The 8,614-nt window shown below is 54.6% G+C and carries 10 protein-coding genes and 1 pseudogene; 2 read left to right on the top strand and 9 right to left on the bottom strand.

What is annotated here, in order from left to right:
* Both Q8K05_RS00280 and Q8K05_RS00285 read left to right on the top strand, forming a co-directional pair.
* A pseudogene (locus Q8K05_RS00280) lies at positions 1-395 on the top strand (histidine kinase); the annotation flags it as partial.
* Between the two features lie 11 nt (positions 396-406).
* Positions 407-1,111 carry a response regulator transcription factor gene (locus Q8K05_RS00285; RefSeq protein ID WP_305244555.1) on the top strand — a complete coding sequence of 235 codons (705 nt, stop codon included), beginning with the start codon at positions 407-409 and terminating at the stop codon, positions 1,109-1,111.
* 64 nt (positions 1,112-1,175) lie between these two features.
* Here Q8K05_RS00285 and Q8K05_RS00290 read toward each other — a convergent pair whose 3' ends face one another.
* The 9 genes from Q8K05_RS00290 to Q8K05_RS00330 form a co-directional block, all read right to left on the bottom strand.
* Positions 1,176-2,084: a type II secretion system F family protein gene (locus tag Q8K05_RS00290; protein WP_305244556.1), complete on the bottom strand. Its 909-nt coding sequence runs from the start codon at positions 2,082-2,084 to the stop codon at positions 1,176-1,178.
* A gap of 12 nt (positions 2,085-2,096) precedes the next feature.
* Positions 2,097-3,089 carry a type II secretion system F family protein gene (locus tag Q8K05_RS00295; protein WP_305244557.1) on the bottom strand — a complete coding sequence of 331 codons (993 nt, stop codon included), beginning with the start codon at positions 3,087-3,089 and terminating at the stop codon, positions 2,097-2,099.
* 11 nt (positions 3,090-3,100) lie between these two features.
* Positions 3,101-4,474 carry a CpaF family protein gene (locus tag Q8K05_RS00300; RefSeq protein WP_305244558.1) on the bottom strand — a complete coding sequence of 458 codons (1,374 nt, stop codon included), beginning with the start codon at positions 4,472-4,474 and terminating at the stop codon, positions 3,101-3,103.
* 45 nt (positions 4,475-4,519) lie between these two features.
* Positions 4,520-5,671 (bottom strand): AAA family ATPase, encoded by a 1,152-nt coding sequence (locus Q8K05_RS00305; protein WP_305244559.1) that lies wholly within the window; start codon positions 5,669-5,671, stop codon positions 4,520-4,522.
* 19 nt (positions 5,672-5,690) lie between these two features.
* Positions 5,691-6,122: a TadE/TadG family type IV pilus assembly protein gene (locus Q8K05_RS00310; protein WP_305244560.1), complete on the bottom strand. Its 432-nt coding sequence runs from the start codon at positions 6,120-6,122 to the stop codon at positions 5,691-5,693.
* Positions 6,119-6,547, bottom strand: a complete 429-nt coding sequence (locus Q8K05_RS00315; protein WP_305244561.1) for a TadE/TadG family type IV pilus assembly protein — start codon at positions 6,545-6,547, stop codon at positions 6,119-6,121. Before Q8K05_RS00315 ends, Q8K05_RS00310 begins: the two co-directional genes overlap by 4 nt.
* A gap of 10 nt (positions 6,548-6,557) precedes the next feature.
* A complete protein-coding gene (locus Q8K05_RS00320) occupies positions 6,558-7,853 on the bottom strand; it encodes a TadE/TadG family type IV pilus assembly protein (RefSeq protein ID WP_305244562.1) in 1,296 nt (431 codons plus the stop codon).
* A gap of 40 nt (positions 7,854-7,893) precedes the next feature.
* Positions 7,894-8,070: a Flp family type IVb pilin gene (locus Q8K05_RS00325; protein WP_305244563.1), complete on the bottom strand. Its 177-nt coding sequence runs from the start codon at positions 8,068-8,070 to the stop codon at positions 7,894-7,896.
* 150 nt (positions 8,071-8,220) lie between these two features.
* Positions 8,221-8,424 carry a Flp family type IVb pilin gene (locus tag Q8K05_RS00330; RefSeq protein ID WP_305244564.1) on the bottom strand — a complete coding sequence of 68 codons (204 nt, stop codon included), beginning with the start codon at positions 8,422-8,424 and terminating at the stop codon, positions 8,221-8,223.
* Between the last annotated feature and the right edge of the window lie 190 nt (positions 8,425-8,614).

The following is an 8,614-nucleotide window of genomic DNA, read 5'->3' on the forward strand; positions in this document are numbered from 1 at the left end:
CGTTTAATGCTGGATCGAGGCAGACTGAACCGATACTTCTTTCGGCTTTGAATCAGCAGGCGGCGCAAGTCAGGGAGTTCTATGGGATTGACATCACCATCTCCATGGAGAGCGAATTGAAGGTAAGCGATCGCTTGGCTACGGAAGTTTTGCAACTCGTGCGTGAGGGCTTGAGTAATATCTGCAAACATACCCTGGCGCAACGCGGATCTGTCAAAGTTCATTGTATTTATGGGTGGCTCAAGATTCAAATTGAAAATGAATGCACCGATCCAGGTTCCATTGATTTCACGCCGCGCTCTATTAGCGAGCGGGTTGCCGGGCTGGGAGGAAAAGCGCATGTAGCGCAGGGGGCGAGTGGCAACACGGTCGTCCACGTCGAAATACCTGTTTAAAAGGTGTCAACATGAAACTGCCGATAAAAACGATTCGCGTCCTGCTCGTTGACGATCACCAGACCATGCTGTGGGGGCTCGTTAAATTGATCGAAAGTGAAAAACCACGGATGGAAGTGGTCGGGACCGCACAAACGTGCGATGAGGCGATCGCGAAAACCGGTTTGCTGTGTCCCGACGTTGTTTTGCTGGATCTTGATCTGGGGGGAACAAGTGCGCTCGACATCCTGCCCGCTATGCTGTCGCATCCAGCCTCGCGTATTTTGATCTTCACAGGAGCGCGTGACCAGGCGACGCTGGATTTGGCGGTTTTCCGTGGCGCTCGCGGGGTTTTGCGCAAGGACGCATCGGCGGAACACGTGCTGAAGGCCATTGAAAAAACGGCCGAGGGTGAACTATGGCTTGATCGCGAAACGCTCGGCAGGGTGTTCAGCGGATTCATGAGCCCCAAAGCGGCCGACAAGCCCGACCCCGAAGCCGAAAAACAGGCGAGTCTTACCGCCCGGGAGCGAAAAATCATTCATGCCATTGTCGAAGGCAGTGGCGCTCTGAACAAGGCGCTGGCCCAGCGGCTCTTTATATCCGAGCATACCTTGCGCAATCATTTGACAGCCATCTACCAAAAGCTGGGCGTCAGCAATCGCCTTGAGTTGTATGTTTATGCGGTCAAGCACCAACTGGCTAATATCACTCCCATGGCTAATTCTGGGGCCTAGTGTGGTGTTGCACACTAGCCATTTTTAAAACATCCACAGTCGTGTTGACTTCATTTCTCTGCGCCTACCCCCTGCCACCCAGCATCGGCAGCATGGTTCGAATAACCTGAATAGCTGCCGGCCCCATGATGACCATGATGATGGATGGAAAAATACAGACCACCAGTGGAAACAACATTTTTGTAGGCACTTTGGCGGCCAGTTCCTCGGCGCGTACCTGCCGCTTGTGGCGCAGATCATCGGAAAACACCCGCAGCGACTCGCCAATGCTTGTTCCGAACTTGTCTGCCTGCATCAGCATGACGGCAAAGGTGCCTATTTCTTCCACACCGGTGCGAAGCGCGAGATTTTTCAAAGATTTCTCCCGGGTGCCGCCCGCCCTCATTTCCAGATTGGTCAGATGCAGTTCTTCGGCCAGGGCAACACTTTTTATCTGGATTTCATCCGCGACTTTGGTCAGACCCGCATCCAGGCCCAGACCGGCTTCCACACAAACCAGCATCAAATCAGCCGCATCAGGAAAGTTTTCGAAAATTTCACGTTGACGTGCCTGAATTTTAAAATGCAGAAAAATGTTGGGCAAATAGCAGCCCAGCAGGGCTGAAAGCATCAGGTAAAACAGAAACGTCATACCCGTTTGATCCATGGTTCTAAGTGCCAGAAAGGCCAGGCCTGCAAAGAAAATTGGCAGTAAAGTTTTGCATCCAAAATAAATCAGACGCGCATCTTCATGTCGAATGCCCGCATTGAAAAATTTGATCCGTAGTGGCGATTTTTCCCAATCCCCGCTGGGTAAAGACAGCTTCGCCAGCGGACCGGCTACTTTTACAAAGGTTTCTGTCCAGCGGGATTTTTCAACCGGCCCCGCCATGGCTTGCAGGCGTTGCGCTGTCCTGGTAGGCACTAGCCAGAGAAAAATCCCGATTAAACCGAATGTTACCGCGAAGAAGATAAGGGCAGGAAGTAATAACATTTTCTGTCTCCTTTATACGTGAATTTTGATTATTTTTCTTAGAATAAACGCACCAAAAACCATCAGGATGAGCATGTATTTAATGATGGAAATACCGATGGGGTCATTCCACAAGGGCGCCATAAAATCTGGATTCACAAGATACATCACGCCTGCCAATGCAAAAGGCATGATGCCTAAAATCCAGGCCGACAAGCGTCCTTCCGAGGACAACACTCTTACCTTTGAAAGCAGTTTGAGGCGCTCCCGAATCAATCGGCTCAAATTGCTCAGTACCTCGGTCAGGTTGCCGCCCGAGTCGCGTTGAATCAGTACCGACACAATGAAGTAACGCAGATCGGTAAGGGGGACGCGTACGCTCAGGTTCGTCAGCGCCTGCTGCAGCGAGACGCCAAAATTAACTTCATCGTGCACAACATGGAACTCCCCGGCGATGGGTTCCGCCATTTCGTCGCCCACCATTTGCAAGGCCGATGAAAAAGCATGTCCAGAGCGCAATGCCCTGGTGATCAGGTCGAGCGCATCAGGTAACTGCTTTTCGAACTTGCCTAAGCGGCGGGCTCTTTTATTGCTGACATACAACAGGGGGGCGGCTGCAAAGACGGCGCCCATCACCGCACCCAGCAAGAGTGGTTGGTGCGCTACATAAACGATCAGCATGCAACTGATGGCGCCCAGTGCCGCGCAGGAAAATAAAAGCCTCGATACGGTCCAGTCGAGTCCCGCTTGGTAGATGAACCTGCCCAGCCCTTCCGCTCGGGCCATACCCAGCAGGAAACGCTCAATGGCCGGCACCTCACTGAGCATTCCTTGCTTCAGCAGTTGTGCCCGTTGGGTGTGATCCGAGGACGCTGAGAGCGCTTGCAGCCGCTTTTCAATCTTTTTGGCCTCGGGTCCCTTGTATGACTTCCACAGCAGGTAAGCGCCTTCGAGCAGCAGCAGCACCGCCACAAAAACAAGCACCGATATCAGCAGGAAGGCATTGCCTCCGATGTTTTGCAGCATGATCGCTCCTTTTACTGGTAGTGTTTGGCGGGGTCAAACATGGCATCAGGCAACACCACCCCAAACGAGCGCAGGCGTTCCGTGAATTTTGGCCGCACGCCCGTCGCCTGAAAATGGCCTTGCACCTCGCCTTCGGGACTGACGCCGGTTTGCCTGAAAGTGAAGATTTCCTGCATGGTGATGACATCGCCTTCCATGCCGGTGATCTCCTGAATGCTGGTGATCTTGCGTTTTCCGTCTATCAGCCTGAGCCCCTGGATCACGACCGTAATGGCCGAGGCAATTTGCTGCCGGGCAGCCTTGTGGGGAAGGTTGAGATTGGCCATGCCGATCATGTTTTCGAGCCTGGACAAGGCATCACGCGGCGTGTTGGCATGGATGGTGGTGAGCGACCCTTCGTGGCCTGTATTCATGGCCTGCAGCATGTCAACCGCTTCCGCGCCGCGGACCTCCCCAATCACGATACGGTCAGGCCGCATGCGAAGGGCATTGCGCACCAAGGCGCGCTGTGTAATTTCACCCTTGCCTTCAATATTGACGGGCCGGGTTTCCAGCCGCACGACGTGCGGTTGTTGCATCTGAAGCTCGGCCGCATCTTCGATGGTGACGATGCGCTCTGATTCGGGGATGTAGCCTGACAGGATGTTGAGTAAAGTCGTTTTGCCTGCACCGGTGCCGCCAGAAATGATCATGTTGACTTTGCATTTACACAGACCCTCGAGCATGAAGGCCATCTCTGGCGTCAAGCTCTTGAGCTCCGTCACCAGATTCTCCATTCGCAGGGGAATATGCGCAAACCGGCGAATCGACATCATGGGCCCGTCAAGCGCTACCGGTGGAATCACCGCATTGACGCGGGACCCATCAGGCAGCCTGGCATCCACCATGGGGCTGGACTCATCAATGCGCCGGCCCACCAGGGACACAATTTTGTCAATAATGCGCAGCAGATGCTTTTCGTCCGTAAAGGTGACGCCGGTCAGCTCCAGTTTGCCCTTGCGTTCTACATAAATTTGCTGGTAGGAGTTCACCAGAATATCCGACACCGTGGGGTCAGCCATCAGCAGTTCAAGCGGCCCGAATCCGAGCATTTCATGCTGGATGTCGCGGATCAGCGAGCGTCGCTCAATGTCATTGATGGCGGCTTGTTCCTCCTGGAGCAGGCGTTCCACCATGGTGGCGATTTCCTGTCGCAGCATGGCCGGAGGCAAGCTCTCCAGAGCCGCCAGGTCGAACTTGTCAAGCAGCTTGAGGTGCATCCTGCCCTTCAATACCTTGTAGGCCTCACTGGCAACGTGGCCCTGATTCGCGTCATTGACGACTTGAAGCGGTCGCTGCGCAAGGGGCTCCACGGCGACGGCATTGAGTTTTTCCCGGAAAGACATTTTTAGCTCCCTCACATGGCAAAAGAAATAAAGGGCGTGGGCGGTTCATGCCCGTCTTAACAGGCGATCGAGCAAGCTGCGGCTTTCTTCCTGCTTTGGGCTCAGCGACAACGCAAACTCAGCCAGATTCCTGGTGACCGCATTGGAACGGGTCACTTCGGCCAACGCATCGCCATGATTGATTGACGCATTCACCTCTTTGTACGAATTGGGCACAGTGCGCAGGTTTGCCGTGCCCAACGAGCGTTGTATGTCATCAAGACTGATCTCTCCCCCCTTCTCGAAGCGATTGACGATCAACTCGATCTTCTCTGCGGGGTAGCCGAGTGACTTGAAGACGGCAAGAAGCTTGCTCGCATTTCGAAGGCTGGGCAGTCCGGCCTGCAACACCGGAAAAATTCGATGGGCACGGTCCAGTGCCTTGATGGCCAGTGTGTCCAGGCTACGGCTCATGTCCAGCAGTACAAAGTCATACTGGGTCACAGCCAAACTGAGGATGGCATCAATATGCTCCGGCTTGATCTCCATCGCTTTCGTCAGGTCTTCAGGCGCCGCCAAAATGCTGTAGTTGGCTGCAATTTTGACGGTACTGGCGGCCAGGAAGGACGCATCAAGACGGCTAATGTCATGCGCCACATCAGCCAGCGTGGAGGCGGGCGGGCCGTCATGCACAAAAGACAGGGCGTCACCAAACTGGAGATTCAGATCCATGAGCAGCACAGATTTCGTTTCTGCCAGCTGGTAGCCAAGATTGGTGGCTAAAAAGGTAGCCCCACTGCCACCTTTGCAGGGCATGAACGCCAATATCTTGCCGGTGCCCCTGGTTTGGGCGCTTATCAACTTGGCGGCAATGCGACTGACCGCCGCTTGCAGCGCCTCCGCAGTCACGGGAGAGGGCAGTACTTCACGCACACCGGCCCGCATCGAGTTGATCAAGAATTCCGGCGACTGGGTCGCGCAGAGCAAGATGACCGCGATTTTGGGATGGTGCGTGGTGACATATTCCACCTGAACCAGCTCATGGGGGTCGCAGCACATGCCATCAACGAGCATCAGGTCGGGCTGATCCTGTTCGGCCACCGCGCGCATTCGGCTTTTCCCGCCATCAACGAGCGTGACGGCATGCGAGTGCGCTTCAAGCACCCGGCTCATGTCTTGCAGGTGATTCTTGTTGGGTGAAATGATGGCGATTTTCATTTTTTGCTTTCACTAAAAGTCAGGAACAGATGGCAGGACTGTTAGGGTCTTGTCTCATGACTTCCCGCGACAGGAATGTGGAAAAAGAAGGCATTCGGATGGCCGGCAGCCTCGCAAGTCCTGCGATGGGGGAAATCCACTGGTAATCGAGATTGGTAATGGTCAGGGTGACCCCCTCACAAGTCGCTGCCGTGCAACCTGCAGGAATCCAATCCAGGTTGATGCTCTGGATCTGGGGCAATAGCGCCTGCATCTTTGAAAGAACCTGTGCCGAATTTCCGGTGTCGTCGCAAACCACTGCGTACCTGGCTCCCGCTCGGGTGGCTTCATTCGCTGCATTCCAGGTGAAAAGCATGCGGCTGAAGTCTGTGATTCCCAACAGGAAAGTCAGGAAAATGACCAGCACCAGCGCGAATTCGACCGCGGTGGCGCCCGACTGTCGTTTGTTCATAAATAGCTCCTCATGGTCGCGCTGATAGGGGTGAACGGGATGCTGCCGAATGAGATGCCAAAGACACTGGGAAACAGTGAGTTGAAGGTGTAGCCCTGGATCCGCACGGTGACGGTGTTGATCACCGGATTGGTTCCGGCGGTCTGCCAGGTCGGATCCGGCACATGCGCGGTAGTGAGCCCCAGGGCCAGTGGCGTTCCGGTGCCTGCCGTATTGCCGTAAACCATCAGGTTGCGGGCCTCGGTAATCTTTGTACCCGGGGTCTGGAGCGACAGGTAGCGGGATGCGTCGCGCACAGACTTTGTCAGCGTGTTGTACTGGTACATCGCCCGGCCAAACTCGGTGGTGATCATGGACAGCAGCAGCAGGAAGGGCAGGATCAATGCGAATTCCACCAGTGCCACGCCCTTTTGTCGTTGATTCATGGTTTTTCTCCTATCGGACTAGCGCCGGCACCAGCGGCCCGGCCGCGCCGCCGGGCATGCCGCTGAAGCTGCAGGGGCTTGTTGGAAGGCTCGCGTTGCCCAGGAATTCCAGCTGGGTATCCGCCATTGGAATACTGAGGGGTTGCAGCATGAGCATGCAGATGAAGTCGATGACTTTGTTGCTGCCATCGGTCACCGGCACCGTGACGATGCGCCGGTTGCTTCCCCAAGCTCCGTGGCTTGCGGGCCCGTTTCCGGAAGCGGCCAGCTTCTTGAAGGTATTCAAGGTCACATTGCTGATCGACTCGCAGCTGTTGACACTGCCGTCGGGTGCGCATGCTCCAAAATTCGCGCGTTTGGTCACGAAGTTCTGGGCCGTTGCATGTGATCCCGCAGCCGGTGTTCCATCCCAGGCGCTGTTATGAAAATCACCGTTGATTGCAACCGTGTTCGTCCAGTTGGTCGCGGTGTACGAGTAGCCCGTGAAATCCGGCCGCATGTAGCTCGGATCCGTGCTGAAATCAGGCAACTTCTTGTAGATACCGAAACGGTAATTCCAGTCTTCCGCAATCGTGGTCTGAGTGCCTGGCGTGCCCACCGTGTCGTTGACGCGGGTTCCGCATTTGCCATTCATTTCCGCCCTTGTCTCCGCCGCATCGTTCGAGCCGTCCAGATTGGCCCAGCCGATGTAACCCCCTGGGGTCGTGCCCTGACTTGTCAGCACGGTGACCCACTCTCCGGGAGTCAAACCGTAGTTTGGCGCCGTACCGCCCGCTTTGGGCTTGAACGCAACTGGAATGGGACAGGTGGTCTGGCCGTGGGCGCGCGTCGCAACCGCACTGGCCATCACGTTGCGGGTACTGGGGACATCGGTGGTGTTGCCGGAGAAGGCGCCCATGGCCTGCATCAGCCACATCTGGATGGCGGGCTGGACATGCTGGCACTGCACGTATTGGGCAAGCTTGGGGTCTGCCGTGGTTACGTAGCCCGGATCCTTGAAAGTGATTTCGGCGGTCACCAGCTGACCCTTCCCGCTCCAGGTCGCTGACTGGAAATTGACGCGGTTCAGGTTGCCGGCGGTCAGGCCGGCGCTGGTGGCGCGGTCGATTGCCGTGGGTTGCAGGTCGAGTTCCTGGGCCGCGGCGAGCGCACAACTGTCCATGGCTGTTTGCAGTTCCGTCTTCACAATGAAAAGGCGGCCGAAGTCCAGGGCAATTCCCATGAATCCCAGCAGGAACAGCATGACCAAGGCTACGGTGACGATGATCGCCCCCTGCTGGTGATGACGAGTGGCAAGACTACGCATGAGAATGCCTCTTAGCTCTGTTGGAATTTGGTCACGAAACTTAAATACATGGCCCTGTTGTCAGGCAAGTGGTGAAACGGCCAATGAAGTTCCCAAAGCTGGCCGCTATCGTCGAAGACTGAAGTGCCAGAATAAGGCCAATCGAGATCATTGAAATGATCAATGCATACTCAACGACCTGAGCGCCATCTTCTTCTTTTAGAAATTGGATAAACATGACAGTCCCTTCGTAAGTTCAAAGCCGGCTTTTCACTTCAGATCTGTACTGGGTTCAATAAATATGCTTATTCGCTGCGCTGGCCAGGCAAGTGGATTCACGATCGTTAAAAATCGTGATTCCACTGCCATTTTAAGATGCTGCGTTCGGTTATGTGCAAGTTGGCCCTGTCAAGCAAGCATCGACACGAGCAATGAAGGTTGCAAAGGCGCCGCCACCCAGCGCTTGAAGCGCTATAACCAGAGCAATCGACACGACAGCAATGATCAGTGCATACTCAACAACTTGAGCGCCTTCCTCGTCTTTGGCGAAGGAACGGATGGAGTTGTTGACTGTGGTGAGAAACTTGTTCATTTTGATTACCTCTTAAAGTTAATTGAAATATTAATTGAAAGATTGAAAAATTTACCAAACCAATTGCCTGGGTATTACTGCATAGACTCATCCTCCTTCATGAATTTTTGTAAATCAATTGCATGCTTTTAATAACCTGATGTTTCCTGTTTTTTGCTGCCAGTTTATTGGCGGTTAGTTACCTCCCCCA

The sequence above is a fragment of the Polaromonas sp. genome, from assembly GCF_030682935.1.
Lineage (GTDB): Bacteria > Pseudomonadota > Gammaproteobacteria > Burkholderiales > Burkholderiaceae_C > Polaromonas.

Coding starts and splice junctions, on each gene's coding strand:
- Q8K05_RS00325 (WP_305244563.1), bottom strand. CDS start 8,070: ATGTTTATCCAATTTCTAAAAGAAGAAGATGGCGCTCAGGTCGTTGAG.
- Q8K05_RS00285 (WP_305244555.1), top strand. CDS start 407: ATGAAACTGCCGATAAAAACGATTCGCGTCCTGCTCGTTGACGATCAC.
- Q8K05_RS00300 (WP_305244558.1), bottom strand. CDS start 4,474: ATGTCTTTCCGGGAAAAACTCAATGCCGTCGCCGTGGAGCCCCTTGCG.
- Q8K05_RS00315 (WP_305244561.1), bottom strand. CDS start 6,547: ATGAATCAACGACAAAAGGGCGTGGCACTGGTGGAATTCGCATTGATC.
- Q8K05_RS00310 (WP_305244560.1), bottom strand. CDS start 6,122: ATGAACAAACGACAGTCGGGCGCCACCGCGGTCGAATTCGCGCTGGTG.
- Q8K05_RS00330 (WP_305244564.1), bottom strand. CDS start 8,424: ATGAACAAGTTTCTCACCACAGTCAACAACTCCATCCGTTCCTTCGCC.
- Q8K05_RS00320 (WP_305244562.1), bottom strand. CDS start 7,853: ATGCGTAGTCTTGCCACTCGTCATCACCAGCAGGGGGCGATCATCGTC.
- Q8K05_RS00305 (WP_305244559.1), bottom strand. CDS start 5,671: ATGAAAATCGCCATCATTTCACCCAACAAGAATCACCTGCAAGACATG.
- Q8K05_RS00295 (WP_305244557.1), bottom strand. CDS start 3,089: ATGCTGCAAAACATCGGAGGCAATGCCTTCCTGCTGATATCGGTGCTT.
- Q8K05_RS00290 (WP_305244556.1), bottom strand. CDS start 2,084: ATGTTATTACTTCCTGCCCTTATCTTCTTCGCGGTAACATTCGGTTTA.